The sequence below is a fragment of the Bacillus sp. FSL W8-1127 genome, from assembly GCF_038006725.1.
In the GTDB taxonomy this organism is placed as follows: Bacteria; Bacillota; Bacilli; order Bacillales; family DSM-4216; genus Bacillus_O; species Bacillus_O smithii.
The window spans coordinates 1-16,992 of the sequence record NZ_JBBOVU010000003.1 but is presented as its reverse complement, the minus strand read 5'-3'; the positions used below and the strand labels follow the sequence as shown (position 1 = coordinate 16,992).

Below are 16,992 nucleotides of genomic sequence, written 5' to 3'. Positions count from 1 at the left end.
CTTCGGCTACTGTCAGTTGAACTTACGTCAAGGGTGCCCACCAATACCGACCCCCTCTCATTGTCGTCTAATTGATCTTGTTGCAACTGATTCATTAACGGTAGCAATCGATCACCGCATGAGCGATTTGTTTTAGAACGGGGTTGCCTTTTTCCCACTCCTTTCGGTACCATTCTTTCCGTTCGTCAGCACTCATGAGTACCAACTGGGAGTAGATCACAACAGTGGTGTTGCCAATTTTAAATTTTTTCACGTTCCAATTCACCCGCAATCATGAATAATTCCTGTTTTAATTGTTCATTTTTCTCAACCGGAATAAAAATAGTTCTTTCTTTGTCGATGATTAAGTTAATCGGATCATCTCCCTCAATCAATCGAGCCATTGAACGTAATCCATTAGCTTTATACGCTCCATCAACTGGATATCCAGCAATACTTCTCATAATAAACCGATCACCATCAAAATAACCGTCTATGATTTCTAATCGATCAATAACAGACATTTTCGAAGACCTCCCTATGGAATTTTTATATAAATTACTCATTTTCATTATCCCTTTCATTTAAGCGAGATTGCGCCTTATGCCACATTTGGCGGCTTATAATTCGAGGAAATACCCCTTTTTGTTTTATCCCATTTTGCTCTTTTTCCCCGTCATAAGTATTGAATCCTGTATAAGTCTCTGTATGTACTACATTCTTAACCGTTTGTGGAGACCAATTCTTACCCGTTTTTGTCGGGACACCCTCTTTATTAAGCAACTTTGCTATTTTGTAGTAACTCTTACCGTCAATGAATTCTTGAAAAATCCTTTTAACAACAAAAGCCTGATTATCAATGACTTGAATTTCTCCATTTATTACCTCGTAACCATAAGGGACCTGACCTCCGGCATATTTATTTTTCTTCGCTGTGGCCAAGCGTCCGCCCTTAGTACGCTCATTAATAACAGAACGCTCGAACTCTGCAAAGCTCCCGATCATTTGAAGGAAGAGCATTCCTTGGGGTGTAGACGTGTCGAAATGTTCTGAAACGGATATGAAAGCAATTCCGTTCGGTTCCAGTACATCCTCAATCAAGATAAGCAGATTTTTTAATCTTCTATGGATACGGTCTGCTTTCACTACAACTATTGCTGACACTTCGTTATCAGGATCCTTAATGTACTCCATCATTTCTTTATATCCGTCACGGTCATCATTTGAACCTGTAAAACCTTCATCTACAAAAATGCGATCCAACTTCCATCCCTGACTTTTTGCATAAGCCTCAATCCGTTCCTTTTGTTCCGGTATAGAAGTGTTTTCTATTTGAGAATCCGAACTAATACGAGCATAACCGACAACCCTTTTTATTTCAGTCTTAACCATTATATCCAGCCCCATTTTTCCATTTTCTTCTTGAGAAGAATATACCACATATTAAAAGTAATTGTAAATACTTTTAATAAAATAAACCTTAAATTATTGATTTATTAATATTTATGTTTTATTTTTATCGTGAAAATTGTTGTTGTTGTTGTTGTGAAATTGAAGGAAAATGAAGGTAGACATCTAATCTATAAAAAGAACGTTTTATAGAACGATTTTGAAAGGCGGCCGGAACAATGAACGAAGAATTCGAAAAAGCTTATACACCAAAGGAAGTAAGCTTGACATTAGATATTGGAACCAGCACTCTAAGGAAGTGGTGTCTTGCATTAGAAGAGAACGGATATCATTTTACAAGAACGGATACTCAAAGGCGCTTGTTTGTGGAACAGGATATAGTTGCTCTTAAATACTTTCAAAAGTTAGTTCAAGGAGAGAATTTTTCATTAGAGAACGCCGCCAAAGTTATTGCATCAAAGTATAAAACAGAAGCGTCCGAAACAAGAACGCCTAGCGTTCTCCCTGAAAATGAAATTGCAAAGCGTGATTTTAAGCGTTCTAATGAAATTCTTGAAGAACTACTGGAGAGATCCAAAAAACAAGAGCAATTCAATCAGGAGTTATTAAGAGCTAACCGGGAATTAATGCAGCGGCTCGAAGATCAACAAAAGTACATAGACGAGCGGTTGAATACAAGAGACCAATTGCTTATGAAGTCTCTTAAAGAATCAATGGAAACTCGGAAAATGATCGCCGCAGCAAAAGAGGAAAGGGAAAAAGAGGAAAGAGAAAAAAAGAAGGGGTTTTGGTCCCGTTGGTTTGGTAAATAGCTCGGATGAAATGCAAGAGCATAAGGAATTTTTGCCCCCACCGAGGGTGTGGGATCAGGCAGTGCCTGATAAAACGGTGGGGACAGATTATTTCAGTTTTCTATATAGTTTCTATATGGTTTTTGTATGGTTTCTACATAAACTCTACATATCATTCTATATAGTTTCTATACGCATTTTTTGCGAAAAGGGTGTACAGTTATCCGGATTTCAGTTTCAAAGAAGATCCGGATATTTTTATATTCTGATTTTTTGATTCAAACATGCTTACCAGTTCTGAAATGTTTGCAACCTGAAAGAACCGTATATATGAACTTTCAATGTTATATCGGGTATCGGTTATTATGATCACGGCCGGGAACACCTTTTTGTTTTGCGGTTGCCAGGCTTCTTGCTGCCATTCATTAGAAAAGAAATATTCCTCATAACGCTTCACTTTTTCATCCATTACCCGTGCCGAATAAATAGAACGCTGAATCTCCACGAAGAACGGTGCCCGTTTCCAGATCATAAAGGCATCTGGTTCCATATATCCTTTTCCGTATTTCGGTTCGACAATAAATGTTTTTGGCTCCTCAAATTTCAGGAGTGACTTATAAAACTCAACGATTTTCAAAAAATGAGGTATTTTAGTTGAATCCTTTTTAATCGATGCAGGAGAAGGAAAGTACAAATAAGGTTGATGATTCGTATTTACTTCGATATATCCATCCCTTCGCAACCTTTTCAGAACGGTATTGCAGCAAGTAACCGGCTGTTTCAAACGTGAAAAATGAAGATCAATAATATCATCACGGGTCAAACACCGAAAACGTTCCAAATCCCTCATGATTGCTAAATCCCTTTTTCTCATTCATCTAACACCTCAAAAATACCATTCTTATTTTCTTTTAAATCGATAACGTCTCCAGAAGCGTTTAAACCGTGTTTATAGGCATTTTTCCTTTTTGGAGAGTAAAACCCTTCAAGAATTTTTTTCGCCTCTGAAATCGCCAAATACGGGGCCTGAATTTCTTTCAGATCGGAATAAGTTGGTATTTTTAGTAACATTCTTCCTTCTTTTTCTAATTTTTCGCTTCCTGGTGTTCCTATAATGCGTGAATTGATTAAATCAGCACATTTGAATCCCATCCGAACGGTTAAATTGTTTTTTAGCTTCCCATCCAAGACATTACGGTCCGGCCGTTGCATGGATAAAATCAAAAATACACCTAAAGCCCGGCCAATAGCACTAATTTCCTCTACAATTTCCATCAGTTTTTTCTCTTTTTGCAGCAAGGCTACTTCGTCGATACAAAGGACGATATAAGGCGGTGGATCGGCTAAATCATCGATATGAGCGACCTCGTTTGTATCCAGGGCGTCGCCTCTTCTTTGCATTTCCTTTTGCAGATATTGAAGCATTGGCCACATCTCTCGAGCGGTGTAGAACAGTCCTCGAACGTGTTCCACCTGCCGAAAAATATGGAATTCTGAACGTTTTAAGTCACAAAGGAACAGTTGTAACCGTTCTGCCGGTAACGCTTGAATGAGCGTTGTTAATATGCTTCGCAGCTGTGTTGATTTTCCGGACCCCGTTTCGCCAGCGATTAATATATGCGGATTTTTCACCAGATCAAATACAACAGTACTTCCATTTAGGTCCATGCCAGCTACGATTGGCAGTGACATTCCCCTGAATTGGGGAACGTACTTTTCATAATCGTAACGGAGAACGGTAGGAAGAACGCTTCCGTAAACTATTAGATGAAATTTCTTTATTTCCCCTTTTAATTCAATGTTCTTCCCAAATACTTGTTGAAAACAGTACAGTTTCTTTTTGATTTCCTTTGGATCCATCCCTATAGGCAAAGTAAAGACATAACTAAGGCATTTGTTGTTGGAATCAAACTTAATAGAATGAATCTTGGGATAAATGCGTCCAGAACTGGACCCATAAGAATACGGGATCCATAAATCAGCATTTCGAAATACTTGCAACAGGGCGGATTTTGCTTTTTGTTTTGCTAGCCAATCTTTAAGCATGGGATCACCTCGCAGCAGCAGTAATCTGTTTTCGTTATTGGCACGACCATAGTGACAAGTTGGCACGACACATAGTGACAATTTGTCCCCACCAATAACCAGAGAATACTTCAGAAAAAGTAGTAGTAGACGGTATTCTTAATAATGCGCTCAAAATTGAGCGTTGAGCACGCTATAACAAATAGGGCGCATGGGAAAGAAGGTAAATAATCGAACCGGCTGCAGTCACTGGAAAGGCTATGCGAAGAATACTGGATATGGAGGATGCAATATTTAGAAGCCCCTTTTCTGCTAGCATCTTTTCAAAGATAGCAACAAGAACAATACCTGTAGCGATTAAAATAAAGTTCACATCGATAACGGTGAGCGGATGCAAAGAATAAGCCGCCAATGCGTGTTGTTTAAGGGAGTAAGGATTATTCACCCCCTTTTTGTTTTTCATAAAATCCTTAAAATTAATGATTTCTGTTCGTTTTTTCATGTTAATCACCCCCTTTTTTTGAGCGGAATTTTATTCCGGTCATCGATTTTTCGGTTCATCTCCCTTTAAACAGATTTGTTGTCTTCGGCCTAAGTTGAACATAGACCGTCATTGCTTTGATAAAGGTACATTGTTAAGTATCAAAACAAAAACAAGTGTCAGGTTTTGTTAGGTTCTTTGGTTTCAATCAGAAAAAAGCTTTGATAAATCCTATGATGAACGGCTTGTCCATTTTTCTCATTTTCGTAAAGTTTAGAAAAAGTAACTTTTGGACAGACTGGTGCCTAAGAATAACTTAGGGAGGAAACGAAGGTGTTCGGATTAGGAAAACCCAGGAGTAAATTGGGAAAGTTTTTAGATAGGCATGGTATTTCGCAGCAGGAGCTTGTAAAAAAAAGTAAGGTAAATAAAGCAACAATAAGTCGTCTTTGCAGCGGTGACGCTTTTCAGCCATCCATGAAAAACGCACAAAAGGTCATAAAAGCCATTCGTGAGCTTACCGGTAAAAACGTTGATTATGACGACTTCTGGAGTATGTAAATAAGCCCTTGCATAACGCAAAGGCTTATTTTATTTGATTCTTCCTAATATACTTCTCCAAGAGTCTGAAGAGCACGTTCCATCTTGTATAAGATACGTAAATCCAAGTAACTTATATTCTTCGTTGGTATCAATGCTCTGATGCGATTTATCTCCTCTTCTGTAAACTGAACGGTGTATCGTACTTCGAGCTTTAATTGCTGGTCATCGAACATATTTTTACAACCCTCCTTTCCGGAATTTCAAACATTTTACAAGGCAAAAATGGATATTCGAATACTTTTTGATAAAAAATTCAAAAAAAATAGAATGGCCGATAACACGCAGGAATCGACGTGCATATTTGAATGCACACGTCAGGGGGATCCGTTCGAAGGACTTATTTGTAGATGCTTCAAATTCAAGAATGGAAATGGTTTGTCCTAACTACAAAGACACTGAACAAAACCCGACTATATCTAAAAGAAAGTACCGTGAACGAGCGGTTAATCACTTTGCGACAATGTTATATTTTACTAATCATCTAGAGTTAAATGTGCTAAAGTAACCTTAAGGATCGCTATATAAACAAGGGGTTGGCACACGTATGTTACCTTATAAAGAATTATGGGCATTGATAGGAGAGATCATTTCAGAGAGCCCTTGGTTCCCGGGTAGCAAAAGGGTCAAAGGCTTCGATGAAGAGATTTTTCAGAAATTGCTCGAACTAACAGAAGATTTCTATCTAAAAACTTTCGAAGTTCCTGCCAAAATGGTCGAAATGCTCGGAGGATTACCCGGCGTAGACTTTACATATAGATATAAAGATGCTCCTTCCATAAAGTTAAAATTTGAACGACTGAATATGGAAAAGAAACTTTTCAAAGTGGCCAATGACATTTTAGGAATGCGATTTGTTTTAAAAACAGACATTGAAACCCTAAAAAAAATCGTTGAAGAGTTTGTCTCTCATTGTCCATTTAATGATGCTTGTAGCATAGTAGACCAAACAGAAGGTAAAAAGCATGATGACGGATATACAGGTATACACGTTAATATCAAGCCTAATAATTTTGTTTTTCCCATTGAAATCCAGTTTTGGACAAGGGCTCAGGCATTGTTAAATGAATATTTACATGCTAATATATACAAAATAGACAATGCAGAACTGAATCAATACGCGATAGATTTAAGGAACTGGCTTGAAGATGTTCCGCGTTTACCTGATAACGACGGTCTGCAGATTCAATCATATGTTGATTTTATCTATGAGAAAGCTTTTGCTGATGAGGATGACGAAGACTTTATTGACGATTTAGATGACTTTTTAGATGACGAGGATGAAGATTTCTTCCTGTCATCAGAAAAAGAGGTGGAAGTTGATGAAAAGTAGCAAGGTTTACATTTCCTTAACAACAAAAAATATCACGGTAATCTTAGAAGCTCCGACTCCTGTTGATGGAAGAAATGCCTATCGGTTTATTAAGGAACACGTACCTTCAGCAAACCTTAGCATCTATGGAGCACGTGACATTCAAACTCTTCGTCGGACTCACAGAGAATTAAAGCCTACGCGCGTTGTAAGAGATGTAAATAAATTTTTGCAAGCTGTTACTTCCACAATGAAGAAAACCATTTTGGCCTAAATATATCCCCTGCTGAATTTTCGGTAGGGTTTTTTTATTTCTAATATTTTTAGTAACGTTGCATTTCTTTACCGTGTTCGTTTCGAAAAAAAGTTAGCATTTGTAAGCATGTACTCCAAAAAAACGTTGTTAAAGGCCTTATCGAACGTTTGCGTTTTTTCTCGATTTTTTGCATGATTTTTGTCCCGGATTTGTCCCAACTTTGTCCCGCTTTTTGGTATGGGAAAAGTATGATAAAAGTTTCTGGAACACTCTTTTTTGTTGAAAAAATGTTGCTTAAATCTTCTATAGATGTGAGTCAAATGTGAGTTTTTTTCTTTGTAGTTTCTTTGTAAATCCTTTGTTTTTCCCTTACGTTTTCCTTATGTTTTCCCGCTTAAAATCCGCATAAAAACCACATTTTCTCTATGTTTAAAGGTGCATAATTGCAACATTTTGCAACGGTAAAGGTTGCATGAGGTTGCACACAAAGGTTGCATCCTTTTGTAGTATTTCTTCGGAGTACTACAAACAGTACTGCAATAAAACGCAAACGTTACCATTGAATAGTAACGTTCCCAAGGGCTCAATCCTTTGCAACCCTTGGCTTATTTGAGTTTTGTTTTGGAAATTGAGTTTGTGTTAGTTTTGGAATACCATGATTCACCATAGTGCAACGTTGCAAAAACCTTAGCATCTTTTTTGTTGTACAACGTTCGGAATAAGGAACGTTTCAATAGTAACGTTACCTTTCAAAAGGAGCGCTCTATATATACAAAAAAGTGAGGTTTTATCAGGTTTTGTAGCATTTATAAGCCTTACTAATAGCTAGCCAGCATCTTACATTTATTAGGATTTATTAGGGTTTGTAGCATAAAATTCAGGCAACATTTTGCAACAGTTTGTAGCATAAAAATTTGACCATGATTTACCATGCTTTGTAGCATTTAATCTCTATTCATTACATCCTCATATGAAGCCTTTAAATATTTCTCAAAATCCATTCCATGCTTTTCTTTAAACCACGCTCTATAACGTTTGCTATGCCATTTATGAGCCGCTGCATATCTTCTAACGGTCTGATAAGGGATATTAAACCGTTCACTAATATCTTTTAAAGAAAGTCGACTCTCATATCCCGAATCCATGAAAAACTGCTCAGCCTTTTTCCAGTCATATTTTTTAATGGCCACAATTTAAGAAATCCTCCTTTTCATTTTCTTTAACGAGGCTTTCTTCTTTTTCAAGAGCAAGAATACGTGGTACTGATGTTTTCATGAAGAACTCAACAATTTTACGTTGCGTTTCTTCTGATAGTTGTTTCATTTGATCGTCTTCCTTCCTCGGTATTCAGTATTGTTTTTAACTCCTGTTGTTTTTTATTATTCCATCAAGGGTGTCGAGTGTTACACCCTTACGGTGACCTCGTGGACCGCTAGGTCATCTTCATCAACGTGTAATACCGTCATTAAAATGAGAGTCTTCTAAGTAACTGATTCATCCGGAATCCTACTTGGTTGAGTCTTTTGATTTTGAGGTTTTTACTTTAGACAAGAAACTTATCCAAAGTTTCAAAGTATGTTCTTTACTGGTCTTGTAAATGAATTTGCATCCATCTATTTCTTCTTGCTTGATCGGTTGCTGCATTTAGCTCACCTTCTTATTCGAGTGTTTTCGATTCATATTCGGGGTTATCCAACTTTGGACAGGCCCAATAGAAAAGAACGCTACTCACCTAAGCACAAATCCCATCTCCCTCAACTTTTCTACAATGTCATTACGAAGCATAATGGATCCATCCTTATCTTTTATGAATCCACCGGGCTTTATAATGACCGCTAATCCGCCACTTTGAGATATACGGAGATTCCCATCATTCTGCACTTTCCAAAGTGATACTTTTCCATAAAATCCGTGCTTTAATGCGTTCTTGTTACCCCATTTCGGATTGCGATTTCCTCGATTACCAACCGCTGCTTTATTGCCAGGAAGAAAGCGGCCTGTCTTTGGATCACGGTCCATTATTTTCTACATCCCTTCACATAAAAATTGTGGGCTATTCGTGGGACTTTAGTGGACTTTTTGTGGGCGAATCGCCTTTTTTCTGTCCCCACCGTTTTATCAGGCACTGCCTGATCCCACACCCTCGGTGGGGGCAAAAATTCCTTATGCTCTTGCATTCTATTGGTCATGAATTCGCTGCCCTTTTATGGCCAACATATTTCTTCACTCTAGACGTTCTGATACCTAACAATCTCCCAATTTCTAAATACGTCATGTCATACGTTTCATAAAGACGAATACACCGTTCTTTTAAGCGTTCTTCATTGATCTGTTCGTCTAAATCCCAATAATCCTCCATCAATTCTTCCATACTCATGTTTTCAATGCGTCGATCCGCTTCCTCCATGTCTTCTATTTCATCTAATGAAACAGATTGACGTTGTAACTCGGGTCTAGTTGAAACAATTTCTGTTAGAATCTGACGCAATTTTTTACGGACGTTTTGACGCTTTTGATAATTGCCATATTCGTAGGGACTTATATAATTGCGTTCTTCTTCAGTAAGCAATTCCAAAGCTTCTCTGTAAGCAGAAGCTCGTAATTCCCACCACTTTTCCGTTCTTTCGTGTTCCTCTCTCAATTCAATTAAATAGATGGCGTATTTTTCTGGATTTACACTTTCCCAATACAACGTCCCTGTTTGATAATCAAAACACGTTCTTGTTGGATGGATGTTATCGTATGCCTGCTGCAATTCGATAGCATGTTGCTTACGTAAATCATGTAATCGTCTTTCGGCCATTTCATACTGCATAAATTCAGACTCACTCATGTGATACATGCAGGCACTTCCTTTACTTACGCAATATTTTGATTTTTAGCGACTTCAGCCATCTTTTTATAGGCAGACTCTAAAGTTTTTCTAATACTTTCTCTGGTAACTGAAAAAATTTCTCCAATTTTTTCATACGTAAATCCGTCCCTTCGGTAATCTACCGCAGCCGATTCCCTAATCGTCAAAATATCTTCTTCATATATGGCGTAATCAATGAATTCTATCATTTGTTCTATGATTTGTAATCGCTGTAAAACTGCTATTTCTTGTTCTGGATCTCTGCCGCTTAAACGAATCAATCTTTTCTGCAGTTTTTCTTGCTTAATCAATAAATCGTGATAATTCTCTACGGCTTTTCTTATTTTTTCAGGAGTCATTTTTTATCCCTCCATTCCACAATAAGGAGTTAAAAATAAGCCCCATTTTGCCGATTTAAGAGTCTTTGATACGTTCCAAATGTTTTTTATATTAGCAACGGTCAAAAAACCGAAATACGGCAAATTTGAAGCGAATATGAGGTGAATAAAGTGGTTCTGGTGCAAAAACTGCAAGATACTTGCAAATAATCTCTAAATCTTGGACATACTGATACTAGTACTCCAAAAAAGGACGTGATCAGTATGGAAAAGCAAAATCTATTCAAGTGGAAACATTATCAACCTGATATTATTTTATTAACCGTAAGATGGTACCTACGGTACAACCTCAGTTTTCGTGATTTAGTCGAAATGATGGAAGAACGCGGCTTATCCATTGCTCATACAACCATCATGCGTTGGGTTCATCAGTATGGTCCTGAATTAGATGAGCGAGTACGGCGTCATCTTACGCCAACCAATGATTCTTGGAGAGTCGATGAGACGTATGTGAAAGTCAAAGGTCAATGGATGTACCTATATCGTGCCGTTGATTCAGAAGGAAATACGATTGATTTTTATTTAAGCAAAACAAGGGATCATAAGGCTGCAAAGCACTTTTTCAAGAAAGCTTTGCGGTCTTTTCATGTTTCAAAGCCCCGTGTTATCACAGTAGACAAGAACCCAGCCTATCCTATGGCGATCGAAGAGTTGAGGAAAGAGAAAAAGATGCCCGTAGGCATCCAAATAAGGCAGATAAAATATCTGAATAACATTGTAGAACAAGATCATCGTTTTATTAAAAAGAGAGTTCGTTCGATGTTAGGATTAAAAACATTTCGTACCGCCAAATCTATTCTTTCGGGAATAGAAGCGATGCATACCATTAAAAAAGGACAACTTGCTTTACGGGACAAGTCTGTCCAAAATCAAGTGAAGTTCATTCATCAATTATTTGGAATGGCTGCATAAGAACAGATTCCATTAGCAATCCATATACCTCTTTCAAATAAATGCAATCTTTGCACCAGAACCCAATTTTATATATGAGCCAAGACCCATTTCCAAAAATGGGTATTTACTACCATTTTTCTAATATTTGAAATTTGATAAACAATTTTGAAATATTTCCGTTATAATGAAATTGTTTAAAACAATTGGAAAGGAAATGGTAGTTTTGAAGTTTAAAAAAGGCGTCATTAGTTTTGTCTCTGCGGTCACCCTTTTAGGTTCTAGTGTTCCTATTACATCATTTGCTCAAGCACAGGATTCCCCACCTTCTACAATCCAGAAAGTAGACATAAAGGAATTGAAAAAAAGTGTAACTAAAGAGCAAGTCGCCGATGTTCAAAAAATGGTAAATGTTATTTCGGAGCTAGATCGGAAAGTCAATATGGACAACTTATCTGCGAATACTCAAAAAGACATCAATAAATTGAGTAAAGAAGCAAAAGAGTTTTATTATTTATATGAGCAAGTATATAAACAAAACGATGGTAAATTCGATGTTGAGCTAACTTTGGCTACCCTTAATTATTACTATAATTCTATGAACAACACTTCTACCCAGAGTGGAACAGAAGTTAAAGAAAATACATTCTCTATAGCTTCGACTATTGGGTCCGTCAAAACATATAAACTTTCAAACCAACAGGTTAACGATATTATTAAGATGATAGGAGTTCATGGAGCAGGTTGGGGTCTGATGACGGCTATTGCTAAATACTTTGCTAAAAGCCCTACCTGGATTACTGCAATGATTATTGCTATTCCTACATTAGGTGCAGCAGTGTTAAACGCATGCAATAGATATAATAAAGGTGTAATCATTAAAGATGTTAGAATAGGAGCAACTCATAACTGGTCTTGTTCTGCAGTAAGATAATCAAAAAAATCTTAGGCTAAAGTATACAGCCTAAGATTTTTTATGTTCTTTTTGATTCTCTCTTCATTCTATTTAAGTAATCTGTGATAAAGAAAATGATTAGTCCTGAAATTAGAATAATCCATGAGTTAGAAATGAAATCTCTATTAAAGAAAGTTTCAAAAATAGAATTTATAAAAAGAATTATTCCCCAAAATACAAAGGTTACGAAGTACGCGATATTCGCATCTTTTTTTCCTTCCTTACTACTTTCCTTAAAGAGCATCGACATTCTCCTTCTCTATAAATTTTTCAATTACAAAATAAACCCATTTTAATTTTACCATATTTTATCCTTTTCAAAAAATTTATCCCTTTAATTTACGTTTCAGATCCCCCAGATATAAAAAATATGAAATTCAAATAAGTGACCGGAGGATAAGAAATGGTATCAATATATCTCACCATAAATTATATAGTTAATACCCTTCTAGTTATAATGGCTATCTGTGTTTTCTTGGGAGCTATCTACGATATTTTTAAGGATACAATTATTTCAATTAAAGATTTATTTAAAAACTTATTTAATAAATTATTTAAAAAATGATAGGTAATTATCCATCTTTTTTTGTGTTCGAATTTACGTTTCCAATGGCCCAGATATAATAACAAAAATTGAGAAACGGAGGTTCGATCATGAGCAATAGATTACTTAAATGCTATGGGTATTGCAACAAAAAATACCCCAAAGAGGTTCTGATTAAATATTCTCCCACCGGTGAAGGAGCAGGAAAAAATCACTGTCCTGAATGTTACCAAAGAAAAGTAAAAGAAACCAAAGAACGTGAAGATTTATATAACTTCATTAAAACCACCTATAATCTCAACTTCCCTACTGGAAATATGCTGAGACAAATAAAACAGTTTCGAGAAGAAAGAAATTACACTTACATCATTGAATGGTCAGACGGCAGCCCTACTGGATGTTTAATTCATTCAGAACCTGTAGAAAAAGGCGATTTTCTCGGAATCGCAAGAACCGTTTTGATTAGAAACGTAAATGAACAAACTCACCGTAGCATAAACAATATTGCTACTGATATCATCGAAACAAACAAACCCCCACTAGGGTTTATCGTCCAAGAAAGCAAAACAACTAATTATTTAATCAATGCCATTTATTACGACCTATGGGATCTTATTTCTAAAAATGAACCTGTTTATATCTGTGCAAATCCTAATTGCAAACTCCCATTCAAAAAAGTCAAAAGACAGAAATACTGCTCTAATGCCTGCAAACAAGAAGCTTACCGTATCAGAAAAAAACAAAAACAATCATAATAAAAAAGCATGGTCGCTCTTATTCCAGTATTGGAAAATGAGTAACCATGCTTTTTTGCCACATAAGGCAAAATTGAAAATTAATACATCTGTATAAATAATCAGGGGAGCAGGCTACGCCCATAATATAAGGGCGACGAACCATGTTACACTTTTATAATTGCTTCAACAAACGATATAAATGCACACGGGAAACCCCGAGCATCTTGGCCAATTCAGTCTTTTTGGCATTTGGATGCTTCTCTAATAATTGTTGCAGCTTAAAAAGTTTATCGTCTGTCTTATCATGCTGCTGTTTAATGTACTCTGAGCGGGTCATATCGCCACGCTCACGCCTTCTTTTCTCTTGGTAAGCCCTATCCCTTTCACGCTTTCTTCTCCGCTTCTCTACGCCGTCTATGATGGTGGAAAGGTGCCGTTGCTCTTCCCTTGTAATATCGAGCCAGTCAATGATTTTAGAATTTCTTAGATTATATCCGGCACCAGGATATCCTTTTTCGATGGCAATTCGATTAGCTTCTTCATTATTTCGTGCTTCCCACGCTTTTTCTGCGCTTCTGGTGGCTCTTTCAACCTCATGGAAGGGTAAAGGTACCGTAAACTGCAAATTAAGCGTATGCGTTTGATAAAGGGCTTCTTCAGGATCGTTCGTATAGCAGCACAACCAATAACGGTATAAAAAGCAAATGATTTCTCGGTAGCCAGTTACTTCGTAATTCCGCAGCTCCACCAGTTTCACTAAGTCCAATAGCCGTGCGTAATGAAGCTTGTATGTATTGAATAACTGAACTACTTTCTTTTTGCGTCCTCGTTTTTTCTTTTGTGGAACGGGATTGACGGCTTCGTTAAGTTCCGGAAGGTAATCAAATTGGATCTGCCTTAACTCATATTTGTAATCATGCCGATATTCCGCTCTTACTTCCGCCCCATTTTTACTATTAATGCTCCCAGCAATCCGAAAAACACGCGCTGCATCTGTTGCCTTCGGATCCCCGCCCAATCCCTTTAGCTGCTCTAATAAATGATTTTGAACCGCCTGCCATAGCGGAAGAGCCTTATACGGAACCGGATCGAGTAACCATATCAATACTAATCCTTGTCCACTAAATATAAGAATATTAGGTTCGGGAATCAATTCTCCAAAATATTCGTGTTCTAATTTTCCCAACACCCACGACGGATCATAATTGAAAAGATAAAAATCCAAATCAACGTATAAAGACTTTAATTGGCGTATATTTTCGATTTTTCGCTGAGGCTTATAAAATGTATTCTGACTGAAATAAACGTCCTCTCCGAGCCATTTCGAAAGTTCTGCAGCTAATTCTTGCGGTTTGAAGTGAAATTGTCTGAATGTCCCATTCTCTGTTTTCTTTGCTACAGTAATCCAACCGTCGGAATCATGATGGTGAAACCACGCATGATACACGGCTTTGTCTATATTTTTGGCGGAGTTTCCATCAATCTTCACAAAAAAATTCCTCCTCTCCATAGTGGAAAGGAACGTATGCCTGTGATATTATAAAAGCAACAAATTGATAAAAAAGGGCATAACTTGTCCTTTCCCAAAGGGTACACTTACCCCTTTCCAGAAGAACCTCGTCCGGTCGCCAAACTAGCGAGGTTTTTCTTATGCCTATTATTCTATCAAATATTAAAAAAAATTGCTTATCGAGTTAAAAATTGACGAAAAAACAAGACAAGAGTTTCACCTCTTGTCTAAAATGTAGTCTTCTTTAAAGCTACCCCGTATGTTATAATGATTTCACTGATTACTAATTAATTAACCGAAAGCCATAGTGTTCCCAGCACTGTGGTTTTCTTTATTTATAAATGTTCCGCCAACAACCTTTCCTACAATCTCTACGTGTTCCCTTCTTACGACTACAATAGGTGCATTATCATGGAGCATTAATATTTGACGACCAAAACGTGTGAACCGGCAAACATGGTATTTGTCATGTACTTTTAAAACAGCGAGATCTTTACCATTTGATTTTGGCTCTTGGAGCGGATCTACTTCCAAAATGTCACCTTCTAAGATAGTTGGTTCCATAGCATTTCCTTCAACTTCTAACGTGTACGTTTCTTGTGTACTGCATTCATCCCTCATCATTATCACAATCCATTCCCCCAATCGATTCGATCTGATGATTTTCCATAAGTTTGCAAGAAAGTATAAAATACTCGCATTCCATCCACGATCCCTTTGATATAAAGTTGCTCTGGATCTGTTTCGTCTTCAGTCTTAACGGCATATTCTGCGTCTTTGTATTCCAGAAATGTTCTTCTGATCCCCGTATTTCCGTAAAACACGTTATAAACTTCCTGCAACTTTTCGGGTTCTCCCTTAATGATTCTATAAATAGTATGTTCAATGTTTTTGTACAAGACAGAATCGATTTCAAGTATTGTTCCATCAAAATTCCTTAATATCGCGATATTCACTTTTAATTTTCCCCTTTCATGATCTTGGTTAAATTGCTGATTTAATAACCTTTTAACCTCCTTATTCCTTAATCTATCATCATTTTAAAACGGTATATCCGTTTTTTCAACCATATTTTACATTTTTATTTAAAATTCAGTTATTAAACCGTAATATTGTTTTTGAAAACGAATATATGAGTCGAATAAGGGGAGAATGATACTATGAAGAACATTAGTTTAGATGAAATAAGCTTAAAAAACTGTTTACGCTTAATGATGGAAGGTACTGATTATAAAACCTTTAAACAAGTGGCAGAAGCCTTGGGAATCCCAAAATCGACTTTTCAATCGGCTTTAGATAATGATTATTTAAGGGTTAGGGACTTTCTGAAGATAGCGGACCTATTAGGTTATACAATCAAATTAGAGAAAAAAGAAAGCCGCTCCAGCACGAACTGAAAGCGGCTTTTCTCCAACATAAAACCCTCTTCACGATGAAGAGGGCCGTCGATCATAAAGGTTATTCGCAGGGCGGCAATCCTGATCTCTGGTAACTACCCAATGGGTAGCGCGTGGGGAACCTTTCCCACCTCAAATAACCTTTATGTTTGTTAATATATTCAATTGCTGATTTAAAATGTATCGCTTGTCTTGCTTATATGATAACCAAAAATCGCATTTTTGTAAACTAATCGCACGGAAAGGATCAAACATAATTAGGTAAAGAACGAAAACGGATGAATACGACCAACACGTAACCGCTTTTGAATCTTGTCTGCTCCGTTATCCAATATATAAAATGAACTCAAAAATAAGCCGTTCGCCGTATTTAATTTGATTGGTAAAAGAACGTGATCGTTAACCACTTTATATATTTCTACCGTATTAGGCTCTTTGGGATTTTGGCCAGCGTAATCAGGATTTGCAATCATATCGGGAATATCTTGATGATAGGTTAAAAAATCGTTCCAATGACCGCGCCTTTTTAAATGCTTTAAAACACCAGGTGGCATATACACTTCAAGACTAGCACATTGAATAGAATAATAAGTGATAATACATTCAGGGATAATCCCCACTAACTGTGTATCTGTAGCGTATGGATTTATCGTTATTTGCATAAATATTACAACCTTTTTAGAATTCTGTCCCCAGTATAAAGCAAAAACATGAAATTGAGTATAATAAACTAACATTGCTCTTTGGCAAAAGCTAAGTGCAGCCCAAAAATTGTAATTGATTGCCACAGAGCGGTCCTAAAAAAGAAAAGCCATCCTCTTAGTAGGGTGGCTTTTTACGTTATCTAAACAG

At 36.9% G+C, this 16,992-nt stretch carries 24 protein-coding genes; 8 read left to right on the top strand and 16 right to left on the bottom strand.

Features of this window, described 5'->3' with window-relative positions:
* Nucleotides 1-94: 94 nt before the first annotated feature.
* From NST12_RS16905 to NST12_RS16895, 3 genes are read right to left on the bottom strand one after another with little or no spacing between them, the layout of a single operon-like run.
* A complete protein-coding gene (locus tag NST12_RS16905) occupies nt 95-253 on the bottom strand; it encodes a hypothetical protein (protein ID WP_341102606.1) in 159 nt (52 codons plus the stop codon).
* Nucleotides 240-503 (bottom strand): hypothetical protein, encoded by a 264-nt coding sequence (locus NST12_RS16900; protein ID WP_341102603.1) that lies wholly within the window; start codon nt 501-503, stop codon nt 240-242. Before NST12_RS16900 ends, NST12_RS16905 begins: the two co-directional genes overlap by 14 nt.
* A 34-nt stretch (nt 504-537) precedes the next feature.
* On the bottom strand, nt 538-1,386 hold the full coding sequence (locus NST12_RS16895; RefSeq protein ID WP_341102598.1) for a recombinase family protein: 849 nt from the start codon (nt 1,384-1,386) through the stop codon (nt 538-540).
* A 221-nt stretch (nt 1,387-1,607) separates the two neighbouring features.
* On the opposite strand from NST12_RS16895, the gene NST12_RS16890 reads away from it, so the two are divergent.
* Nucleotides 1,608-2,201 carry a MerR family transcriptional regulator gene (locus NST12_RS16890; protein WP_341102595.1) on the top strand — a complete coding sequence of 198 codons (594 nt, stop codon included), beginning with the start codon at nt 1,608-1,610 and terminating at the stop codon, nt 2,199-2,201.
* A 199-nt stretch (nt 2,202-2,400) separates the two neighbouring features.
* On the opposite strand, the gene NST12_RS16885 is transcribed toward NST12_RS16890, so the two are convergent.
* From NST12_RS16885 to NST12_RS16875, 3 genes are all read right to left on the bottom strand, one after another.
* Entirely contained in the window at nt 2,401-3,054 is a 654-nt protein-coding gene (locus tag NST12_RS16885; RefSeq protein ID WP_341102592.1) for a replication-relaxation family protein, read from the bottom strand.
* Nucleotides 3,051-4,226 carry an FtsK/SpoIIIE domain-containing protein gene (locus tag NST12_RS16880; RefSeq protein ID WP_341102588.1) on the bottom strand — a complete coding sequence of 392 codons (1,176 nt, stop codon included), beginning with the start codon at nt 4,224-4,226 and terminating at the stop codon, nt 3,051-3,053. The genes NST12_RS16885 and NST12_RS16880 overlap by 4 nt, the downstream gene beginning before the upstream one ends.
* Before the next feature lie 172 nt (nt 4,227-4,398).
* Nucleotides 4,399-4,707, bottom strand: a complete 309-nt coding sequence (locus tag NST12_RS16875) for a hypothetical protein (protein ID WP_341102586.1) — start codon at nt 4,705-4,707, stop codon at nt 4,399-4,401.
* Nucleotides 4,708-5,019: 312 nt separating this feature from the next.
* On the opposite strand from NST12_RS16875, the gene NST12_RS16870 reads away from it, so the two are divergent.
* Nucleotides 5,020-5,247 (top strand): helix-turn-helix domain-containing protein, encoded by a 228-nt coding sequence (locus NST12_RS16870; protein ID WP_327804145.1) that lies wholly within the window; start codon nt 5,020-5,022, stop codon nt 5,245-5,247.
* Between the two features lie 44 nt (nt 5,248-5,291).
* On the opposite strand, the gene NST12_RS16865 is transcribed toward NST12_RS16870, so the two are convergent.
* Nucleotides 5,292-5,462: a hypothetical protein gene (locus NST12_RS16865; RefSeq protein WP_341102583.1), complete on the bottom strand. Its 171-nt coding sequence runs from the start codon at nt 5,460-5,462 to the stop codon at nt 5,292-5,294.
* Nucleotides 5,463-5,833: 371 nt separating this feature from the next.
* Between NST12_RS16865 and NST12_RS16860 the strand changes: the two genes are divergently transcribed.
* Complete coding sequence (locus NST12_RS16860) at nt 5,834-6,619, top strand: hypothetical protein (protein ID WP_327804147.1); 786 nt, start codon at nt 5,834-5,836, stop codon at nt 6,617-6,619.
* Complete coding sequence (locus tag NST12_RS16855; protein ID WP_341102578.1) at nt 6,609-6,872, top strand: hypothetical protein; 264 nt, start codon at nt 6,609-6,611, stop codon at nt 6,870-6,872. Before NST12_RS16860 ends, NST12_RS16855 begins: the two co-directional genes overlap by 11 nt.
* A gap of 926 nt (nt 6,873-7,798) precedes the next feature.
* On the opposite strand, the gene NST12_RS16850 is transcribed toward NST12_RS16855, so the two are convergent.
* The 5 genes from NST12_RS16850 to NST12_RS16830 all read right to left on the bottom strand — a co-directional run bounded on the left by NST12_RS16850 (nt 7,799) and on the right by NST12_RS16830 (nt 10,067).
* Entirely contained in the window at nt 7,799-8,044 is a 246-nt protein-coding gene (locus NST12_RS16850) for a phage terminase small subunit-related protein (protein ID WP_270583829.1), read from the bottom strand.
* Nucleotides 8,034-8,177, bottom strand: coding sequence for a hypothetical protein (locus NST12_RS16845; RefSeq protein ID WP_270583828.1), 144 nt, complete (start codon nt 8,175-8,177; stop codon nt 8,034-8,036). The genes NST12_RS16850 and NST12_RS16845 overlap by 11 nt, the downstream gene beginning before the upstream one ends.
* Before the next feature lie 405 nt (nt 8,178-8,582).
* Entirely contained in the window at nt 8,583-8,873 is a 291-nt protein-coding gene (locus NST12_RS16840) for a hypothetical protein (RefSeq protein ID WP_270583827.1), read from the bottom strand.
* Nucleotides 8,874-9,039: 166 nt separating this feature from the next.
* Nucleotides 9,040-9,696: a hypothetical protein gene (locus tag NST12_RS16835; RefSeq protein WP_270583826.1), complete on the bottom strand. Its 657-nt coding sequence runs from the start codon at nt 9,694-9,696 to the stop codon at nt 9,040-9,042.
* A gap of 17 nt (nt 9,697-9,713) precedes the next feature.
* Nucleotides 9,714-10,067 (bottom strand): hypothetical protein, encoded by a 354-nt coding sequence (locus NST12_RS16830; RefSeq protein WP_341030538.1) that lies wholly within the window; start codon nt 10,065-10,067, stop codon nt 9,714-9,716.
* Between the two features lie 243 nt (nt 10,068-10,310).
* On the opposite strand from NST12_RS16830, the gene NST12_RS16825 reads away from it, so the two are divergent.
* The 3 genes from NST12_RS16825 (at nt 10,311) to NST12_RS16815 (ending at nt 13,251) form a co-directional block, all read left to right on the top strand.
* Complete coding sequence (locus tag NST12_RS16825; protein WP_040038001.1) at nt 10,311-11,018, top strand: IS6 family transposase; 708 nt, start codon at nt 10,311-10,313, stop codon at nt 11,016-11,018.
* Nucleotides 11,019-11,223: 205 nt separating this feature from the next.
* Nucleotides 11,224-11,931, top strand: coding sequence for a hypothetical protein (locus NST12_RS16820; RefSeq protein ID WP_341102568.1), 708 nt, complete (start codon nt 11,224-11,226; stop codon nt 11,929-11,931).
* 675 nt (nt 11,932-12,606) lie between these two features.
* Complete coding sequence (locus NST12_RS16815; RefSeq protein WP_341030541.1) at nt 12,607-13,251, top strand: hypothetical protein; 645 nt, start codon at nt 12,607-12,609, stop codon at nt 13,249-13,251.
* A gap of 154 nt (nt 13,252-13,405) precedes the next feature.
* Here NST12_RS16815 and NST12_RS16810 read toward each other — a convergent pair whose 3' ends face one another.
* From NST12_RS16810 to NST12_RS16800, 3 genes are all read right to left on the bottom strand, one after another.
* The gene (locus NST12_RS16810) at nt 13,406-14,722 is read right to left on the bottom strand and encodes a replication protein (RefSeq protein WP_341030542.1); all 1,317 of its coding nucleotides are present in this window, start codon (nt 14,720-14,722) and stop codon (nt 13,406-13,408) included.
* A gap of 312 nt (nt 14,723-15,034) precedes the next feature.
* Nucleotides 15,035-15,364, bottom strand: a complete 330-nt coding sequence (locus NST12_RS16805) for a S24 family peptidase (RefSeq protein ID WP_341102609.1) — start codon at nt 15,362-15,364, stop codon at nt 15,035-15,037.
* 5 nt (nt 15,365-15,369) lie between these two features.
* Nucleotides 15,370-15,699: a hypothetical protein gene (locus NST12_RS16800; protein WP_341102565.1), complete on the bottom strand. Its 330-nt coding sequence runs from the start codon at nt 15,697-15,699 to the stop codon at nt 15,370-15,372.
* A gap of 204 nt (nt 15,700-15,903) precedes the next feature.
* On the opposite strand from NST12_RS16800, the gene NST12_RS16795 reads away from it, so the two are divergent.
* Nucleotides 15,904-16,140 carry a hypothetical protein gene (locus tag NST12_RS16795; RefSeq protein ID WP_327804132.1) on the top strand — a complete coding sequence of 79 codons (237 nt, stop codon included), beginning with the start codon at nt 15,904-15,906 and terminating at the stop codon, nt 16,138-16,140.
* A 257-nt stretch (nt 16,141-16,397) separates the two neighbouring features.
* Here NST12_RS16795 and NST12_RS16790 read toward each other — a convergent pair whose 3' ends face one another.
* Nucleotides 16,398-16,802 carry a PBECR3 domain-containing polyvalent protein gene (locus NST12_RS16790; RefSeq protein ID WP_341030524.1) on the bottom strand — a complete coding sequence of 135 codons (405 nt, stop codon included), beginning with the start codon at nt 16,800-16,802 and terminating at the stop codon, nt 16,398-16,400.
* Nucleotides 16,803-16,992: the final 190 nt, after the last annotated feature.

Coding starts and splice junctions, on each gene's coding strand:
- NST12_RS16875 (WP_341102586.1), bottom strand. CDS start 4,707: ATGAAAAAACGAACAGAAATCATTAATTTTAAGGATTTTATGAAAAAC.
- NST12_RS16840 (WP_270583827.1), bottom strand. CDS start 8,873: ATGGACCGTGATCCAAAGACAGGCCGCTTTCTTCCTGGCAATAAAGCA.
- NST12_RS16880 (WP_341102588.1), bottom strand. CDS start 4,226: ATGCTTAAAGATTGGCTAGCAAAACAAAAAGCAAAATCCGCCCTGTTG.
- NST12_RS16885 (WP_341102592.1), bottom strand. CDS start 3,054: ATGAGAAAAAGGGATTTAGCAATCATGAGGGATTTGGAACGTTTTCGG.
- NST12_RS16845 (WP_270583828.1), bottom strand. CDS start 8,177: ATGAAACAACTATCAGAAGAAACGCAACGTAAAATTGTTGAGTTCTTC.
- NST12_RS16815 (WP_341030541.1), top strand. CDS start 12,607: ATGAGCAATAGATTACTTAAATGCTATGGGTATTGCAACAAAAAATAC.
- NST12_RS16855 (WP_341102578.1), top strand. CDS start 6,609: ATGAAAAGTAGCAAGGTTTACATTTCCTTAACAACAAAAAATATCACG.
- NST12_RS16835 (WP_270583826.1), bottom strand. CDS start 9,696: ATGTATCACATGAGTGAGTCTGAATTTATGCAGTATGAAATGGCCGAA.
- NST12_RS16860 (WP_327804147.1), top strand. CDS start 5,834: ATGTTACCTTATAAAGAATTATGGGCATTGATAGGAGAGATCATTTCA.
- NST12_RS16795 (WP_327804132.1), top strand. CDS start 15,904: ATGAAGAACATTAGTTTAGATGAAATAAGCTTAAAAAACTGTTTACGC.
- NST12_RS16805 (WP_341102609.1), bottom strand. CDS start 15,364: ATGAGGGATGAATGCAGTACACAAGAAACGTACACGTTAGAAGTTGAA.
- NST12_RS16900 (WP_341102603.1), bottom strand. CDS start 503: ATGTCTGTTATTGATCGATTAGAAATCATAGACGGTTATTTTGATGGT.
- NST12_RS16830 (WP_341030538.1), bottom strand. CDS start 10,067: ATGACTCCTGAAAAAATAAGAAAAGCCGTAGAGAATTATCACGATTTA.
- NST12_RS16790 (WP_341030524.1), bottom strand. CDS start 16,802: ATGCAAATAACGATAAATCCATACGCTACAGATACACAGTTAGTGGGG.
- NST12_RS16895 (WP_341102598.1), bottom strand. CDS start 1,386: ATGGGGCTGGATATAATGGTTAAGACTGAAATAAAAAGGGTTGTCGGT.
- NST12_RS16865 (WP_341102583.1), bottom strand. CDS start 5,462: ATGTTCGATGACCAGCAATTAAAGCTCGAAGTACGATACACCGTTCAG.
- NST12_RS16825 (WP_040038001.1), top strand. CDS start 10,311: ATGGAAAAGCAAAATCTATTCAAGTGGAAACATTATCAACCTGATATT.
- NST12_RS16890 (WP_341102595.1), top strand. CDS start 1,608: ATGAACGAAGAATTCGAAAAAGCTTATACACCAAAGGAAGTAAGCTTG.